15 protein-coding genes and 1 pseudogene are annotated in these 16813 nt (G+C 42.8%); all 16 read left to right on the forward strand.

Annotated elements, in window-relative coordinates:
• Window positions 1-317, forward strand: a pseudogene (locus HMPREF2607_RS08240) (hypothetical protein); the annotation flags it as partial.
• A 163-nt stretch (window positions 318-480) separates the two neighbouring features.
• Window positions 481-2829, forward strand: a complete 2349-nt coding sequence (locus HMPREF2607_RS08245; protein WP_070476674.1) for a cation-translocating P-type ATPase — start codon at window positions 481-483, stop codon at window positions 2827-2829.
• A 93-nt stretch (window positions 2830-2922) separates the two neighbouring features.
• The gene (locus HMPREF2607_RS08250) at window positions 2923-3273 is read left to right on the forward strand and encodes a PBECR3 domain-containing polyvalent protein (protein WP_014634923.1); all 351 of its coding nucleotides are present in this window, start codon (window positions 2923-2925) and stop codon (window positions 3271-3273) included.
• A 577-nt stretch (window positions 3274-3850) separates the two neighbouring features.
• A complete protein-coding gene (locus HMPREF2607_RS08255; RefSeq protein ID WP_070476789.1) occupies window positions 3851-4129 on the forward strand; it encodes a chorismate mutase in 279 nt (92 codons plus the stop codon).
• A gap of 77 nt (window positions 4130-4206) precedes the next feature.
• Complete coding sequence (gene trpE, locus HMPREF2607_RS08260) at window positions 4207-5562, forward strand: anthranilate synthase component I (protein WP_045769080.1); 1356 nt, start codon at window positions 4207-4209, stop codon at window positions 5560-5562.
• Window positions 5559-6125 (forward strand): aminodeoxychorismate/anthranilate synthase component II, encoded by a 567-nt coding sequence (locus HMPREF2607_RS08265; RefSeq protein WP_013991050.1) that lies wholly within the window; start codon window positions 5559-5561, stop codon window positions 6123-6125. The genes trpE and HMPREF2607_RS08265 overlap by 4 nt, the downstream gene beginning before the upstream one ends.
• A 90-nt stretch (window positions 6126-6215) precedes the next feature.
• On the forward strand, window positions 6216-7220 hold the full coding sequence (gene trpD / locus HMPREF2607_RS08270) for an anthranilate phosphoribosyltransferase (protein WP_070476675.1): 1005 nt from the start codon (window positions 6216-6218) through the stop codon (window positions 7218-7220).
• Window positions 7217-7984, forward strand: coding sequence for an indole-3-glycerol phosphate synthase TrpC (trpC, locus tag HMPREF2607_RS08275; protein ID WP_070476678.1), 768 nt, complete (start codon window positions 7217-7219; stop codon window positions 7982-7984). The genes trpD and trpC overlap by 4 nt, the downstream gene beginning before the upstream one ends.
• Window positions 7971-8552, forward strand: coding sequence for a phosphoribosylanthranilate isomerase (locus HMPREF2607_RS08280; protein WP_064524243.1), 582 nt, complete (start codon window positions 7971-7973; stop codon window positions 8550-8552). Before trpC ends, HMPREF2607_RS08280 begins: the two co-directional genes overlap by 14 nt.
• A complete protein-coding gene (gene trpB / locus HMPREF2607_RS08285; RefSeq protein WP_002891598.1) occupies window positions 8549-9757 on the forward strand; it encodes a tryptophan synthase subunit beta in 1209 nt (402 codons plus the stop codon). Before HMPREF2607_RS08280 ends, trpB begins: the two co-directional genes overlap by 4 nt.
• A 3-nt stretch (window positions 9758-9760) precedes the next feature.
• Window positions 9761-10543, forward strand: coding sequence for a tryptophan synthase subunit alpha (gene trpA / locus HMPREF2607_RS08290; protein ID WP_004183217.1), 783 nt, complete (start codon window positions 9761-9763; stop codon window positions 10541-10543).
• A 748-nt stretch (window positions 10544-11291) separates the two neighbouring features.
• Window positions 11292-12464 carry an MFS transporter gene (locus tag HMPREF2607_RS08295; RefSeq protein ID WP_059749236.1) on the forward strand — a complete coding sequence of 391 codons (1173 nt, stop codon included), beginning with the start codon at window positions 11292-11294 and terminating at the stop codon, window positions 12462-12464.
• 167 nt (window positions 12465-12631) lie between these two features.
• Window positions 12632-13063, forward strand: coding sequence for a CopY/TcrY family copper transport repressor (locus HMPREF2607_RS08300; protein WP_004183215.1), 432 nt, complete (start codon window positions 12632-12634; stop codon window positions 13061-13063).
• A gap of 2 nt (window positions 13064-13065) precedes the next feature.
• Window positions 13066-15294: a heavy metal translocating P-type ATPase gene (locus HMPREF2607_RS08305; RefSeq protein WP_045769086.1), complete on the forward strand. Its 2229-nt coding sequence runs from the start codon at window positions 13066-13068 to the stop codon at window positions 15292-15294.
• Between the two features lie 73 nt (window positions 15295-15367).
• Window positions 15368-15571, forward strand: coding sequence for a copper chaperone CopZ (gene copZ, locus HMPREF2607_RS08310; RefSeq protein WP_002891592.1), 204 nt, complete (start codon window positions 15368-15370; stop codon window positions 15569-15571).
• A 138-nt stretch (window positions 15572-15709) separates the two neighbouring features.
• Window positions 15710-16756, forward strand: a complete 1047-nt coding sequence (locus HMPREF2607_RS08315; RefSeq protein WP_045769087.1) for a D-alanine--D-alanine ligase — start codon at window positions 15710-15712, stop codon at window positions 16754-16756.
• Window positions 16757-16813: the final 57 nt, after the last annotated feature.

The raw sequence follows: 16813 nt of genomic DNA on the forward strand, positions 1-16813 counted from the left end.
CGGAAATAGAAGGTATTAGCTACGATGATGATGGGTCGTATTCTATAACTAGAGAAAAAGGAACTAAAACGTCTGTATTAGATCTTACAGGTGATACTCTATTTTTTCATTCCGAATCAAATGATAGGTATCTTCTTAATCGTAATTTTTCTGTCCAACATGCTTTTGACAAACATTATCACAAGATTAAATATAATCAACGAAAAGTCCAAAAAGAAATTAGAGAAACTGTTCAACCTGTGATTGATGCTCAATCAAAACCATTAATCAATCTTCAGTGGTTGTTTAATTTAATTTATCAAAGTAGGTTTAATTAGAGAATAAGATAGCATAGAAGTGTTTTGTAGGAACTCTTGCCTTTGCTATTTGAAAGTAGTTTAGGTTGAGTGAAATAGTTGGGAGAGTAGTTCGATATAATAGGTCTATTTCCTGGCTATCCATGACGGCTAACCTTTGAAAACACCTCATTTTTATGCTACTATGAAAGTTATGAAAAAACAGTTACAAGGCTTGACGCAGGTGGAGGTCAAGCGGCGGATAGATGCCGGTAAAACAAATCATTTTAAAGCAAAAACTGGCTCCAGCAACTGGGAGATTTTTAGGCGTAATGTCTTTAACTCCTTTAATATGCTCAATTTTGCTATTTTTGTGGCCTTGATTGCTGTTCAGGCTTGGTCGAATCTCTTTTTCTTCGGAATCATTGTGCTTAATGCCTTTACGGGGATGATGACAGAGTTGCGTGCCCGTCGCATGATTGATAAGCTCAATCTCATGAATAAGGATCAGATCCGTGTGGTGCGTGATGGCGAGGTTACTTCTATTAATCCTCAGGACATTGTCTTGGATGATATCATGCTCTTGTCTGCGGGTGAGCAGGTGCCTAGTGATGCCGTGGTTGTTGATGGGATGGCTGAGCTCAATGAGGCTATGCTGACGGGTGAGAGTGACCTTATTCTCAAGAAGGATGGGAAGGAGTTGCTCTCGGGTTCTTACCTTGTGAGTGGTCAGGTTTATGCTAAGGTTATTAACGTAGCCGAGGACAATTATGCCAATAAGCTCATGCTAGAGGCCAAGACGCATAAGCCAATCGTGTCACGTATCCTCTATAACATGGACAAGATTGCCAAGTTTACGGGCAAGATTGTGATACCGTTTGGGCTCGCTCTCTTTTTCGAGGCTTACTTGATTAAACAACTCTCTCTTCAAGAGTCGGTAGTTACCAGTTCGACAGCCCTTTTGGGAATGTTGCCTAAGGGGATTGCCCTTTTGACAATTACCTCTCTTTTAACGGCCGTTATTAAGCTTGGAATGAAACATATCCTGGTGCAAGAGATGTACTCTGTCGAAACCTTGGCGCGTGTCGATGTGCTTTGTTTAGATAAGACAGGGACAATTACGCAAGGAAAGATGACCGTTAAGGGTCTGAAACTACTGTCAGAGCGTTTCACTAAAGAGGAGTTGGAGCGCTTGCTTGCGGCTTACATGCAGCATAGCAAGGATAACAATGCAACGGCTCAGGCGATTCGGAATGCCTATGAAGGTCTGGAGCATCACTATCAGGTAGGGGATATTATTCCATTTTCAAGTGATCGTAAATGGGGTGCTATGAGCATTGATGGAATCGGAACTCTCTTTTTGGGAGCACCTGAGATGCTTCTTAAGGAAAATCCAAAAGCAGTCGATCAGGCTCAGGCTCGTGGTTCTCGTGTTTTGATTTTGGCATGGAGTCAGTCAGCGGTTGATACAGAGACTATGAGTTTGCCGAATGACGTTGAAGGCTTGACCTTGCTTGAAATTGCCGATCCTATTCGTGAGGATGCTGCAGAAACTTTGGAATACCTACGTTCAGAAGATGTGACGCTTAAGATTATTTCTGGTGACAATCCTGTGACGGTTTCTCATATTGCCCACCAGGCTGGTTTTGCGAATTATCAAAGCTATATTGACTGTTCTAAGGTCAGTGATGAGGAGTTGGAGGCTTTGGCTGAAGATACGGCAATCTTTGGCCGCGTATCTCCACATCAGAAGAAGTTGTTAATCCAAACGCTTAATGCTAATGGGCATACCACAGCTATGACTGGTGACGGTGTCAACGATATCTTGGCACTACGTGAAGCGGACTGTTCGATTGTTATGGCTGAAGGGGATCCCGCTACACGTCAGATTGCCAACTTGGTGCTTATGGATTCCGAGTTTAAGGATATTCCTGAAATTCTATTTGAGGGACGTCGTGTGGTTAATAATATTGCCCACATTGCACCTATTTTCCTCATCAAAACGGTTTATTCCTTCCTTTTGGGACTTATCTGTATTGCCAGTATTGTTTTTGGAAAGGCAGAGTACCTCTTGGTCTTCCCATTCATTCAGGTTCAGATGACTTTAGCGGGGCAATTTATTGAGGGTCTTCCACCATTTATTTTGACCTTCGAACGTAATATTCGACCTGTTGAGAAACATTTCCTCAGACGTTCGCTTCAGTTGTCTATTCCTAATGCCTTGATGCTGGTTATCAGTGTTCTTATTTTCCATCTATCTCAGGTCTATCTTGGCATGAGCAATACGGACATGCTGACGCTGTCTTACTATATGATGGGATCAACGGGTGTTCTTGCCGTTATTCGTGCTTGTATCCCGTTGAATAAGGGACGTGTGGCCTTGATTATTTACTCAGTCTTTGGTTTCTTAATCAGCTCTTATTATCTTCGAGATATGATTGAAATTTCGACACTTAATAGCTACACCTTACCAATCTATCTGGTAGCAATGGCTATCTGTACACCGCTTTTCTTCTGGATTAGCTACAAACAAGGAGCTTTCCAAAAAGCATAAGTCAAAACTCGAGCTTGGTAACAGGCTTGAGTTTTTTGATACCTCAACAGTAGGAAAGGCCTTAATGTGTATGAGGTATGGTACAATAGAGGCATGAAAACAGTAGGGCACTTGACGCCAAAAGTCATTAAAGCTTTTGATTTGGACTACAAGCCTGGTGAAGAAATCACGCTGTCTGCACAACGTAAGAAGCATATGGAAAAACATCGCCAGGAATTCAGTGATTTTGATGCCACCTATGAACGTATTCCAGAGATTATTGCTCATCCGGACTATATCGGTCGCCATCCTAATGGCCAGTCCTTGGAATATATAAAACGTATTGATGGTAATGTTCTGGTAGCGGTCAGATTATGTGATAAACTTAATGTCCGTACCATGTTTGTGATTAAAGATTCTAAGCTGAAAAATTATCTAAATGCTGGTAGAGCTAAGAAAATGTGATATAATATAGATAAGAAATAACAACGAGGGCGGAAGAGGCAGCCGCCGCACCTTCGGGTCTGAAAGAGATGCAGGACTGTCACCCTGCCGTTGTTTATCAAACCAAGAAGTCCCTTTTGGGGCTTTTTTATTTTGTAAAGTGTGGTGATAAGACTACCTCACTCTCTGAATTAGGTATAGACGAATCTTATAAGGGAGGAATTGTCAAAATTAACAGAAAATTCTTGACATCCCTCTAAAAAGGAGTACAATAGTTAGTAAATCAGAAAGTAACTGGTCTTAGATTTTCAGGGAGCCTGCGGTGATTGTGAGTAGGTAATCGAGATGAGCGAACATTGGGCTGATTGGATGATAATGAGAAGGTAATACATATTCTTCTCGGTTGGCACCCCTTACCGTGCAACTCCTTGTTAGAGGAGATAGAGATGATGGTCGTTTTTTTGGAGACCATTAACTGAGGTGGTACCGTGTTAAACTAGATTTAATGCCCTCACAGAGTTTTTCTCTGTGAGGTTTTTTGTTTACTTTTATCTTTAAAAAAGTGTTATTTCATTATTCAATGAAAGGTTGGGTATTTATGGATGCATTAAGCGATATTCGAATTGATATTGATAATATTGATAGACAGTTGCTTCGCCTACTGGCCCAACGTCAAATACTTGTGGAAAAGGCAGGACGGCTTAAGCCCAAGGGAGACAAGGTTGCTGTCCAGGATAGTGATCGTGTTGCTCAAGTGATAGCAAACCGTCGTAAGGAGGCACTAGAGCTTGGCTTATCACCAGATGTGGCTGAAAGTGTTTGGAGAAGCGTGATTACAGCATTTATTGCTTTGGAAGATAAAGTGAACAAAGAATAATATGGTGCCGATACATCCTATAGAGGATCTTGCATCAGTCTTCTTACTCTCGATAAACCAGTTTGAAAGGAAATATTATGAGAAAAATTTTACCAGCCGATACCTTAACACCAATCTTGGCTTATATGCGTGTTCAGGGGGAACACAAGGTTATCCTTGAATCTATTCCTCGTGAGAAGGAAAATGCGCGTTTTTCTATTGTTGCCTACAATCCGGTCTTTGAAGTAACCTTCAAGGATGGTGTTCTTTATGAAAATGGTAAGGCAATTGATCAGGATCCTTTCGAATACTTGGACCAAGTAACAGTCAAGGGCATCAAGTCTGACCTACCTTTCGCAGGTGGTGCCATCGGGTTTGCAGGCTATGACATGATCGGTCTCTATGAAAATATCGGTGAGATTCCAGAAGATACGATTGGAACACCTGATATGCATTTCTTCATTTATGAGTCTTATTTGATTTTTGACCACAAAAAAGAAAAGGTTTATGTGGTTGAGGACAATATCTACTCTGGTCGTGACAACGATGCGGTGCGTCAAGCTCTTGGTCAGGTGGTAACCAATCTCCAGACTCAGGCGCCAAACGAGTTTACACCTCAGGCCTTGCAAGCCTTGCAATTTTCAAATCATATCGAAAAAGAAGTCTTCATGGATATGGTGGCTAAGGCCAAGAAACTTATTCGTGAGGGAGATATGTTCCAATGTGTGCTTAGCCAACGCTTTTCAGCGGACTTTGAGGGAGATCCTTTGGATTACTACCGTAACTTGCGTGTGACCAACCCATCAAACTATCTTTATTTCTACGATTTTGGAGATTATCAGGTGATTGGTGCTAGCCCAGAGAGCTTGGTTTCAGTGAAAAATGGAGAGGTGGTAACCAATCCGATTGCTGGAACTCGCCCTCGTGGTGCCAATGAGGCTGAAGATGCTGCTTTGGCAGATGAACTCTCACATGATGTCAAAGAAACTGCGGAACACCGTATGTTGGTTGACTTGGGACGTAATGATATTGGTAAGATTGCTAAAAATGGTACGGTCAAGGTGACCAAGTATATGGAGGTTGAGTATTTCCGCTATGTGATGCACCTTACCAGTGTGGTTAAGGGGCAACTCTTGCCGGAATTGACAGCACTGGATGCGCTAAAATCAACCCTACCAGCTGGAACCGTATCAGGAGCACCTAAGATTCGTGCCATGCGCCGTATCTATGAGCTTGAGCAGGAAAAACGTGGTATTTATGCGGGAGCTATTGGTTATCTGTCTGCGACAGGAGATATGGACTTTGCCATTGCCATCCGTACTATGATTCTCAAAAATCAAAAAGCCTATGTTCAAGCAGGTGCAGGTGTTGTTTACGATAGTGTTCCTGAAAATGAATTTTACGAAACGATTAACAAGGCGAAAGCTATGACAAGAATAGGAGATGCCCAATGATTTTATTAGTTGATAACTATGACTCTTTTACCTATAATTTGGCACAATACCTAGGGACATTTACAGAGGTAAAGGTCTTGCGTAACGATGACGAGACCCTCTATGAAGAGGCGGAAAAAGCTGACGGTCTAGTTTTTTCACCAGGTCCAGGTTGGCCAGCTGATGCGGGTAAAATGGAAGCCTTGATTAAGGATTTCGCTGGTAAAAAACCGATGATGGGAATTTGCTTGGGGCATCAGGCTATTGCGGAAACTTTTGGTGGTAAACTTGGCTTGGCTAAAAATGTCATGCATGGAAAACAAAGTAACATCACTTTTGAAACGCCATCGCCTATTTTCAAGGATATCGACAATGATGTCCCAATCATGCGTTACCATTCCATCGTTGTTGACCAAATGCCAGAGGGCTTTGATGTGACAGCTATCACAACTGATGATCAAGAAATCATGGCTATTCAACATAAGGAGCTACCTATTTACGGTTTGCAATATCACCCAGAAAGCATCGGAAGTCCAGATGGGCTTAAGATGGTTGAAAATTTCGTAAAAATCGTTGCAGGCTAGGTGGACAGTCTTTGAACTAGATTTGTCTACGCTCAAAACCTCTCCTCGTGCATCAGATAACATTGAACAGTTTTTAAAAGGAAAACAGATATGAAAGAAATATTCCTACAAATCTCAAACCGCCAAGACTTGTCTCAAGATCAAGTCCAAGCAGTCTTTGACCGTATTCTCAAAAATGAAGTCTCAGAAAGCCAAATCGCTGCCTTCCTTATGGGGCTTAAGACTAAGGGGGAAACAGCAGATGAAATCACAGGTATCGTGCGTGCCCTCAAATCACATGCGACTGCCTTGCCTGAGACTTTCACGGATGCTATGTGTAACTGTGGAACTGGTGGGGACCAGTCTTATAGCTTTAACATTTCGACTACTGTTTGTTTTGTTCTAGCAGCAGGTGGTATTCGTATGGCCAAGGCTGGTAACCGTTCGATTTCCTCTAAATCTGGTTCAGCTGACGTGCTTGAAGCCCTTGGAATTAACGTTGCAGCATCACCAGAAACCCTATCTAAAGCACTTGACGAGGTTGGTTTGGCCTTTATCTTTGCCCAAACCATGCACCCAGCTATGCGTTTTATCGGTCCAGCTCGCCAAGCTCTTGGGATTCCAACGATTATGAACTTGGTTGGGCCACTGGCTAATCCGCTTGACCTTGAGACACAACTCATGGGGCTCTATCGTGTGGAATTACAAGAAATTGTTGCTAATGCTATTCAACAGTTGGGACGTAAACGTGCGGTTGTTATCACAGGTCCTGACAATATGGACGAAGCTGCCCTCTATGGCACCAACACCTACACCCTTTTGGAAGATGGTCACATCAGCCAGCACACTTTCACTTATGAAGATTTGGGTATGGAAAAGGTTGAGTTGTCTGATATCACAGGTGGCGATGCTAAGGAAAATGCAGAGATTCTCCTTAGTGTCTTGAAAAATGAAGCAAGTCCTTATCTTGAAACAACAGTGCTTAATGCAGGTCTTGGCTTCTTTGCCAATGGTAAGGTTGCGACCATTAAAGAGGGTGTTGAGCTTGCTCGTCAATTGATTGCGGATGGCTCAGCCCTAGAGAAACTTCGCCAACTCCAAGAGGTACAAGTATGAGTAAAGCCTTTCTCCCAACAATTTTAGAACAAAAAGAAAAAGAAGTGGCCCAGTTGGTCATGGAAGACTTGCAGCCCTTACGTAAGACCTATCGTCTTTATGATTTTCTCAAGTCAAATCAAAACAAGCTGCAAATTATTTCTGAAGTGAAAAAAGCTAGTCCAAGTATGGGTGATATTAACCTAGATGTGGATATTGTGGCTCAGGCCAAGACCTATGAGGAAAATGGCGCAGCCATGATTTCTGTTTTGACTGACGAAGTCTTCTTCAAGGGTGATATTTCCTATTTGAAAGAAATTTCGTCACAGGTGGCTATTCCAACCTTGGCTAAGGACTTCATTATTGATGAGAAACAGATTGTGCGTAGTCGTAATGCGGGTGCGACAGTCATTCTCTTGATTGTAGCCGCCTTGCCAGAGGCTCGCCTCAAGGAGCTCTACGATTTTGCGACAAGCCTTGGCTTGGAAGTCTTGGTTGAAACGCATAATCTGCCAGAATTGGAAGTTGCTCATCGTATTGGTGCTGAGATTATCGGCGTTAACAACCGTAATTTGGTCACTTTTGAGACAGATATTAACACCAGTCTTGAGTTATCAACGCATTTCAAGGACAAGCCTGTTTATATTTCTGAGTCGGCCATTTTTACAGGTCAGGATGCTGCCTTAGTTGCCCCATATTTTAATGGGATTCTGGTAGGAACTGCCCTTATGACGGCTGACAATGTGGCTGAAAAGGTCAAGGAGTTGCAAATTGACAAAGGTTAAAATTTGTGGACTATCGACACCAGAAGCGGTAGCAACTGCAGTTGAAGCAGGGGCTGACTACATTGGTTTTGTGTTCGCCAAGAGCAAGCGTCAAGTGAGTCTTGAACAAGCTCACGAGCTGGCTAAAGGGGTGACAGGCCAGACAAAAATCGTCGGTGTCTTTGTTTCACCCAGTCTTGAAGAACTGGAAGAAGCAATCGGTAAGGTTCCCTTAGATATCGTTCAGATTCATGGAACTTTTGATGAAGACCTTATTCCAAAGATTTCAGTACCAGTTATTCGAGCTATTCAGATTTCGGATAGCGATTCTCAAGTCAAGAGCCAGGCGGATTATCTCCTCTTTGATGCTCCCATTGCTGGTAGTGGCCAGACCTTTGACTGGCAACTCTTGGCTGATAAGCAGATTGAGCAGGACTATTTCATCGCTGGTGGCTTAACTGTGGACAATGTGGCAGAGGCCAAGGAAACTTTCCAGCCCTATGCCTTAGATGTGTCCTCAGGTGTCGAGACAGATGGTCACAAAGATTTAGATAAGATTAAAGCATTTATAGAAAGAGTGAAAGCATGACATATCAACAACCTGATGCAAAAGGATTTTACGGAAAATTCGGTGGTCAGTTCGTTCCAGAAACGCTGATGACGGCCGTTATTGAATTGGACAAGGCCTATCGTGAAGCCAAGGAAGACCCAAGTTTCCAAGCGGAATTGGATGATCTTCTCAAAAACTATGTGGGCCGTGAGACACCTCTTTACCACGCCAAACGTTTGACTGACCATATCGGTGGAGCGCAAATTTATCTTAAACGTGAGGACCTTAACCACACAGGTGCCCACAAGATTAACAATGCCCTTGGTCAAGTCTTGCTTGCCAAACGTATGGGCAAGAAGAAAATCATCGCTGAAACGGGTGCCGGTCAACACGGTGTTGCAACAGCGACAGCCGCAGCCCTTTTTGACATGGATTGTACAATCTATATGGGTGAGGAAGATGTTAAACGTCAGGCGCTTAACGTTTTCCGTATGGAATTGCTTGGTGCCAAGGTATTTAGCGTAACAGATGGTTCGCGCGTGCTTAAGGATGCTGTAAATGCAGCTCTTCGTGCTTGGGTTGCAGGTATCGAGGATACGCACTATATCATGGGATCTGCCCTTGGTCCTGCACCGTTCCCAGAAATTGTTCGTGACTTCCAATCTGTCATCGGTCGTGAAGCCAAACGCCAATATGCAGAGATTTCTGGCGGTAAATTGCCTGATGCTGTAATGGCTTGTATCGGTGGTGGTTCAAATGCTATCGGTATGTTTTACCCATTTGTTAATGATAAATCAGTAGCTATGTATGGTGCTGAGGCTTCTGGTTTGGGGCTTGATACTGAAAAACATGCCGCAACCTTTGCCAAAGGCCGTCCAGGTATCCTTCATGGAGCGCTTATGGATGTCCTCCAAGATGCTCACGGTCAAATCATGGAAGCCTTCTCTATCTCAGCTGGTCTGGACTACCCAGGGGTTGGTCCTGAGCACTGTTATTTCAACGAAATTGGACGTGCGACTTACGACTCTATCACAGATGAAGAAGCTCTTGAAGGTTTCAAACTTCTGTCACGTTTAGAAGGTATTATCCCAGCTCTTGAGTCTAGCCATGCCATTGCTCTTGCGCAAAAAGTGGCAGCTAAGATGTCGCCAGACCAAAGCCTCATCGTCTGCCTCTCAGGTCGTGGGGACAAGGACGTTATGCAGGTTAAAGAACGTTTCGAAGCTGAAGCAGAAGGGAAATAAACCATGACAAAAACATTAACAAAACACCTACAAGCTATCAAAGACAGTAAACGCGGTATTTTCGTACCTTACATCATGGCGGGTGACCACGCTAAAGGTCTAGACGGACTCTTTGAGACCATTGCTCTCTTGGAAAATAGTGGTGTCTCAGCTATTGAGGTGGGTATTCCATGGTCAGACCCTGTGGCCGATGGTCCCGTTATTGAACTAGCAGGACAACGTAGTTTGGCTAAAGATGTGACTTTGACAGCTATCATCAAGAAGCTTCAAGAACAAAAAACACAGGTACCTTTGGTTATCATGACCTACATCAACCCAGTTTATCAATATGGTATTGAAGCCTTTGTTAAGGATCTTGCAGATACATCTGTCAAGGGGCTCATTATTCCTGATTTGCCAGACGAACACGCTGACTTTATTACCCCATATTTGAAAGACAGTGATATTGCTCTCGTGCCTTTGGTAAGTTTGACTACAGGTATTGACCGTCAGAAACAGTTGATTGATGGTGCAGAAGGCTTTATCTACGCCGTTGCCATTAATGGCGTTACTGGTAAGACTGGTAATTACCGTGATGACCTTGATAAACACTTGGCTAACTTGACTGCTCATGCTGACATTCCAGTTCTCACAGGTTTCGGTGTGTCAACAGAGGAAGACATCAAACGTTTTAACGCTGTGTCAGACGGTGTTATCGTGGGATCAAAAATTGTCCGTGACCTCCACGACGGTAAGGAAAAAGAAGTTGCTGAATTTGTTACATTCGGTTCACACTTTGAAAAATAGAAGATGCTACTCTCCAGAAATGGGGAGTATTTTTTCATCAAAATCATTCTTTAGGGACATTTGATTTTCTTAGTTATCAAGCTTATAATATGGGTGGATTGTAGCGAATTAAATGTATCTCTTGTTTTTATTTTCGTCTTACTTATAGAAAGAAGGTAGACAAATGAAAGTATCATTGAGGGTAATACTAGGAATCTGTTTCTTAATAGGAGCCTTACTATTTTTCTATCGGGGAGAGAATCACTATGCACTGATTTTCCTTTTGGTTGGTGTCTTGTATCTCTACAAGGGCTTGAGTTGAGAGTTAAATCTCGTAATCAGCTTTTGTATATCTCGTATCGAATGAATAAGCCTTTTTAGTGACATAAATGTCACTATTTTTTTCTTTTCGAAAACTATAGACTGATTTTATAGCTTGTTTATAGCTAAAAAAAGAAAGGAAGAGAAGGCATCTCTGAACATGATTGATCATATTTTGTCATTCTTTGTATCAAATAAAAAAGCTCTAGCAATACTCTTTATGATAATTTGCTTGGCTATTATTTTCCCTAGCATGTTTACATTTTTGTATGGTGAAGGCAGAGGTTTTGGACGTAGCCTTGTTAACTCAATCTTATCTTAGTAAAGTGTGACACCTCTTAGGAGGTGTTTTTCTAATGAGGTGATCAAGTTGTCAGTGCCTATTGAAGGCTAGTATGTTCAGTGTTACAATAATGGCAATGAAAAAGAAAAGGTTTAGAAATCGTTAATGTTTACCAACAATTCCAGAATTATTTTCCTTAATAGGTTTTTATCGCTGATTATCGAGTACGGCTATGCGATAGCTCTGAGTATTATCTTCTCTAAAGTCTCGGTGGACTATGTCTTAGGGCTATGGATTGCCAAATTCTTAGGAGGGATTCTTGCCAATGTGGGACACCAATTTGTAGGAAAAATCACAAATAAAAAATATGTTTTGATTGGTATTGAATTGCTTAAGGCAGTCTGTCTGGCTTTGATCTATCTTGCCATGGGCAGTGTTTTTGTGTTTGCTTTGGTGGTTTTGACTGAAGTGCTGACGACTTACTTTAACAGTTTGTTGTCCTCAGCGGTGCCTGTGCTTGTTAAAAAAGCCAACTTGCAAAAATTTAACAGTACCTATACTATGATTGGTTCAGCCTCCTATTTCTTAGCACCTATGATAGTTGGTTTCTGGGGTAGCCTTGATTTAGGGAGCTTATTTTTGGTCTACAGTGTGCTAACGCTACTAGCAACCCTCTTATTGTTTAAGCTGGGGCCGATTATTTTTGACCGTGAAAATGAATCAGAAGAGGAGGTTTCTTCCAGTCAAGGTAGTCCTATTTTTGGAAGGCAGAGTGTCGTCCTTAAGATGGTTATGATGACTATACTCTTACAGTCAGTGGGTGTCTTATATGATGCTTATGAGGTTATCTTCTTGACCAAAGATGTCGGTATTTCTAGTCAGGCCTATTCTTTCTCTCTGTCCTTCTTGGCCATTGCCTTTCTAGCAACGAGTTCGATTCTATCTTTCAAAAGTCTCACTAAATACTCCCCTATGACCGTTTACTTGTTAGGCTCTCTTGTCTATTTGGGTTACGTTGTCGTCTTTCCATTCGTACCTAACCTATCGACTGTTTTGCTTAGCTATATCTTTTTAGCAGTTGGCCAAACGATATCTGGAATCTCGCAAAATGTTTACCTGCAGGAGAAGTTGAATCCCCTACAACTCAACAATCTTTATTTGAAAATCGAAGTCTTGAATCAGGTTTTGACAGGGATTGTTGTATTTGTCAGTGGTATGCTTATCAAGAGAGGTCTGCAGGTCACTACGATTTATTTGGGATACAGTCTTCCAGTCATTATACTTGTCTTGGGAATAATGCTTATGACTAAACTGTATCAGAAAAATCTAAAGGCATAATTTTTTGCCTAAGATAATGAAAGTTTTCCAAGGTCCTTGAAGTGATCTTGGAAATTTTTCAAAAAATAAATCTACAAATGTAGACAAAACTCTTGACACGTTTCTAGGATAGCGTTAAAATAAATCTACAAACGTAAACGAACAACGAAATTCAGAAAGGAGCTATCATGCTGACAATTTCATCTGCGGAATGGGAAGTCATGCGAGTGCTCTGGGCTAAGGGGCAAGCGACTTCTTCAGAGATTATAGCGATTCTAGCTAAGAAGCTAGACTGGTCGGCTTCGACAGTTAAGACCTTGCTTGGACGTTTGGCGGACAAGGGTTACCTAACCAGTCAGCGTCAAGGACGAGGGTTTATCTATCAAGCTAGCTTGGGTGAAGATGAAGCGAATTTTCAAGCTTTAGAGGCTGTTTTTGACAAGATTTGCTTGACCAAACACAGCGATTTGTTGGGGCAACTTATCGAGAAGACACCCATGACGCAAGCTGATGTGGATAAGTTACAGGCCTTGCTTCTAGCAAAAGAACCTGTGGATCAGGTGGTGTGTGACTGTGTGCCTGGCCAATGCGCCTGTGGGCATCATATGGAGGTGATATAGGAATGGCAAAAGAAACCTTTGTGGTTAATGGGATGACCTGTGCATCCTGTGTAGCCAATGTTGAAAATGCTGTTAATAAGTTGGATGGTGTGGACAAGGCTGTGGTCAACCTAACCACCGAAAAAATGTCTGTGGATTATGCTGGGGATAAGGTTAGTCCAGAAGCTATTGAAAAAGCTGTGGCTGACGCTGGTTATGAGGCTGAAGTCTACAATCCAGAGACAGCTAAAAGTCAGGAAGAACGTGAAGAAGACAAGATTCACAAGGTGCGTGAGCGTCTCATTTGGTCATCAGTCTTCACCATTCCTCTCTTTTATCTAGCTATGGGGCCAATGGTCGGTCTACCTGTGCCAAACTTCTTGTCTCCTCATCATGCAGCCTTGACTTATGCCTTGGTGCTGCTAGTTTTGACAGTTCCAGTCATGTGGTTGGGTCGTTCCTTCTATAGTAATGGTTTTCGTACCTTGGCTAAGGGTCATCCTAACATGGATGCCTTGGTAGCCTTGGCAACGTCGGCAGCCTTTCTTTATAGTCTCTATGGTACTTACCACATTTCATTGGGGCATGCCCATCACGCCCACCAACTTTATTTTGAGTCAGTGGCTGTTATCTTGACCCTGATTACTCTAGGTAAGTACTTTGAAACCCTCTCTAAGGGTCGAACTTCAGAAGCTATCAAGAAACTCATGCACTTGTCAGCCAAGGAAGCAACTGTCCTTCGTGATGGTAAGGAAGTCAAGCTTCCTGTGGATAAGGTTGTTCTTGGTGACCATATTGTGGTCAAACCTGGGGAAAAGATAGCCGTGGATGGTCGAGTGATTTCTGGTAGCTCTGCTATTGATGAGAGTATGCTTACAGGTGAGTCACTTCCTATTGAAAAATCAGCTGGTAAACCAGTATTTGCAGGTTCTATTAATGGTCAGGGTAGTCTGATTTATGAGGCGGAAAAGATTGGTAAGGACACCTTGCTTTCCCAAATCATCAAATTGGTTGAGGATGCTCAACAAACTAAGGCACCGATTGCCAAGATTGCCGATCAGGTGTCAGCGGTCTTTGTTCCCGTTGTCATGGCTATCGCCCTTGTTTCAGGCCTCTTCTGGTACTTTGTCATGGGACAAACCTTTACATTTGCCATGACCGTAGCAGTCAGCGTCTTGGTTATTGCTTGTCCATGTGCATTGGGACTTGCGACACCGACAGCAATCATGGTTGGTACAGGCCTTGGTGCCGAGCATGGTATTCTCTACAAGCGTGGAGATGTGCTCGAGTTAGCCCATAAGGCTGACGTCCTCGTTTTTGACAAGACAGGAACCATTACTCAGGGGAAACCTCAGCTCGTTTCTAGCTATACTTATGGAGATAGCGGAGTAGCCTTGCAGCTTTTGGCATCCTTGGAAGCCAAGTCTGAACACCCTTTGGGTCAAGCCATCCTTGTGGCAGCAGAAAATGCTAACTTGGACTTGTTGGAGATGGACAATTTCTCAAGTTTGACTGGACGAGGACTAACTGCCAGCTATGCAGGAAAAACTTATCTAGCTGGGAATCAAACCCTAATGACAGAGGAAAAAGTCGACTTGACTTCAGCACAAGCTGATTTCCAAAGCTTGACAGCCGATGGTCAGACTCCTATTTTTCTGGCTGAAGATGGTAAGTTAATCGGACTCTTTGGTGTAGCTGATCAGGTTAAAGCAGATAGTGCTGATATGGTGGCAGCCCTTCATCAAATGGGCAAGGAAGTCATCATGTTGACTGGTGATAATGACCAAACTGCTCAAGCCATCGCTCAAAAGGTTGGTATCAAGCGTGTTATCAGTCAAGTGCTTCCTCAAGAGAAATCTAGGGTGATTAGCGACCTTCAGGCAGAAGGAAAATCAGTCATCATGGTTGGTGATGGTATCAATGATGCCCCAGCCCTTGCGACTGCAGATATCGGTATTGCCATGGGTTCTGGGACAGATATTGCCATGGAAAGTGCCGATATGGTCCTTATGAAACCAAATCTCATGGATGTGGTTAAGGCTCTTAAAATTAGTCAGGCAACTATCACGACGATTAAAGAGAACCTCTTTTGGGCCTTTATCTACAATATCTTGTCTATCCCAGTGGCCATGGGTGTCCTCCACCTCTTTGGTGGCCCACTCCTTGACCCAATGATAGCAGGACTGGCCATGAGCTTTAGCTCTGTCTCAGTTGTTCTCAATGCTCTACGCCTCAAACGTCGCAAAGTCTAAGCGTCAGTTTCATATAACTCCCGCCACTTAAGCTGTGTATCAAAAAACAATAAAAGAAAAGGAAGAAAGAAAAATGACAAAAACATATAACATCACAGGAATGAAATGCCAAGGCTGTGTCAACACCGTTACCGAAAAACTCTCTGCTGTCAAAGGCGTAGACAAGGTTCAAGTTGACCTCGAAAACAAACAAGTCACTATCGAAGGTAAACCATGGAAGTGGTCTCTCAAACGTGCCCTCAAAGGCACTAAGTTTGAACTTGGTGACGAAATTTAAGACAGGAATGAAACAGCTCTTAGGCTGTTTTTTTCTACCCATAATCTTTTTGAAAATCCCTCTCTTTTGTGATATGATTAAGGTAATTATGTTCTCAAAATTGAGACTAGAAAATCAAGAAAAGAAAACGGTATACCTATGTCTAAACAAACCCTTATCCTTCTCTACGGTGGACGTTCAGCAGAACGTGAAGTGTCTGTGCTCTCAGCTGAGAGTGTTATGCGTGCGGTGGATTACAGCGCATTTGAGGTTAAAACCTACTTTATCACTCAGTCTGGTGATTTTATCAAAACACAAGAATTTACAGAAACACCAGGTGATGACGAGAAGCTCATGACTAATGACACAGTAGTGGCTAGTCAGGCTATCAAACCAAGCGATATTTATGAAGCAGGCGCTGTGGTATTCCCTGTACTTCACGGTCCTATGGGTGAGGATGGTTCTATCCAAGGTTTCCTCGAAACCCTCAAGTTACCATACGTTGGTACTAATGTATTGTCATCAAGTGTGGCTATGGACAAGATTATGACCAAGCATATTCTTGAAGTTGCTGGTGTGCCTCAGGTTGCCTACACAGTCTTCATCGAGGGTGAAGATTTGGAAGCAGCAGTAGCAGAGACGCTTGAAAAATTGACCTTCCCAGTTTTCGTCAAACCTGCTAACATGGGGTCATCTGTTGGGATTTCTAAAGCTGAAAATGAAGCAGAGCTTCGTTCAGCGATTGATTTGGCTCTCAAATATGATAGTCGTATCTTGATTGAGCAAGGTGTGGTTGCCCGAGAAATCGAGGTTGGTATCCTTGGCAATACAAATGTCAAAACGACTGATCCAGGTGAAGTAGTCAAAGATGTGGCTTTTTATGACTATCAAGCCAAGTACATCGACAATAAGATTACCATGGACATCCCAGCTCACGTGCCTGCAGAAGTCATGACGCAAATGCGTGCCTATGCGGCCAAGGCCTTCCGTGCCCTCGGTGGTTGTGGTCTTGCCCGCTGTGATTTCTTCCTGACAGAGGATGGAGCCATCTACCTTAACGAGCTCAACACTATGCCAGGTTTCACTCAATGGTCTATGTACCCACTTCTTTGGGAAAATATGGGACTTTCTTACTCAGACCTTATCAAGGAATTGGTAACCTTGGGACAAGAAATGTTTGATAAACGTGAAAGCCATTTGATTTAAGAAATATGATTTAGAACACAGACATCTTAGTCTCGGAGAAATCTCTGAGACTGAGGT

Source organism: Streptococcus sp. HMSC078H03, from assembly GCF_001808655.1.
Classification (GTDB): Bacteria; Bacillota; Bacilli; order Lactobacillales; family Streptococcaceae; genus Streptococcus; species Streptococcus salivarius_G.

Excerpts from the sequence above, each read along its gene's own strand:
- trpE (WP_045769080.1), top strand. The coding sequence starts at position 4,207 with ATGAGAAAAATTTTACCAGCCGATACCTTAACACCAATCTTGGCTTAT.
- HMPREF2607_RS08265 (WP_013991050.1), top strand. The coding sequence starts at position 5,559 with ATGATTTTATTAGTTGATAACTATGACTCTTTTACCTATAATTTGGCA.
- HMPREF2607_RS08305 (WP_045769086.1), top strand. The coding sequence starts at position 13,066 with ATGGCAAAAGAAACCTTTGTGGTTAATGGGATGACCTGTGCATCCTGT.
- trpD (WP_070476675.1), top strand. The coding sequence starts at position 6,216 with ATGAAAGAAATATTCCTACAAATCTCAAACCGCCAAGACTTGTCTCAA.
- HMPREF2607_RS08295 (WP_059749236.1), top strand. The coding sequence starts at position 11,292 with ATGTTTACCAACAATTCCAGAATTATTTTCCTTAATAGGTTTTTATCG.
- trpC (WP_070476678.1), top strand. The coding sequence starts at position 7,217 with ATGAGTAAAGCCTTTCTCCCAACAATTTTAGAACAAAAAGAAAAAGAA.
- HMPREF2607_RS08300 (WP_004183215.1), top strand. The coding sequence starts at position 12,632 with ATGCTGACAATTTCATCTGCGGAATGGGAAGTCATGCGAGTGCTCTGG.
- copZ (WP_002891592.1), top strand. The coding sequence starts at position 15,368 with ATGACAAAAACATATAACATCACAGGAATGAAATGCCAAGGCTGTGTC.
- trpA (WP_004183217.1), top strand. The coding sequence starts at position 9,761 with ATGACAAAAACATTAACAAAACACCTACAAGCTATCAAAGACAGTAAA.
- HMPREF2607_RS08250 (WP_014634923.1), top strand. The coding sequence starts at position 2,923 with ATGAAAACAGTAGGGCACTTGACGCCAAAAGTCATTAAAGCTTTTGAT.
- HMPREF2607_RS08255 (WP_070476789.1), top strand. The coding sequence starts at position 3,851 with ATGGATGCATTAAGCGATATTCGAATTGATATTGATAATATTGATAGA.
- trpB (WP_002891598.1), top strand. The coding sequence starts at position 8,549 with ATGACATATCAACAACCTGATGCAAAAGGATTTTACGGAAAATTCGGT.
- HMPREF2607_RS08315 (WP_045769087.1), top strand. The coding sequence starts at position 15,710 with ATGTCTAAACAAACCCTTATCCTTCTCTACGGTGGACGTTCAGCAGAA.
- HMPREF2607_RS08245 (WP_070476674.1), top strand. The coding sequence starts at position 481 with ATGAAAGTTATGAAAAAACAGTTACAAGGCTTGACGCAGGTGGAGGTC.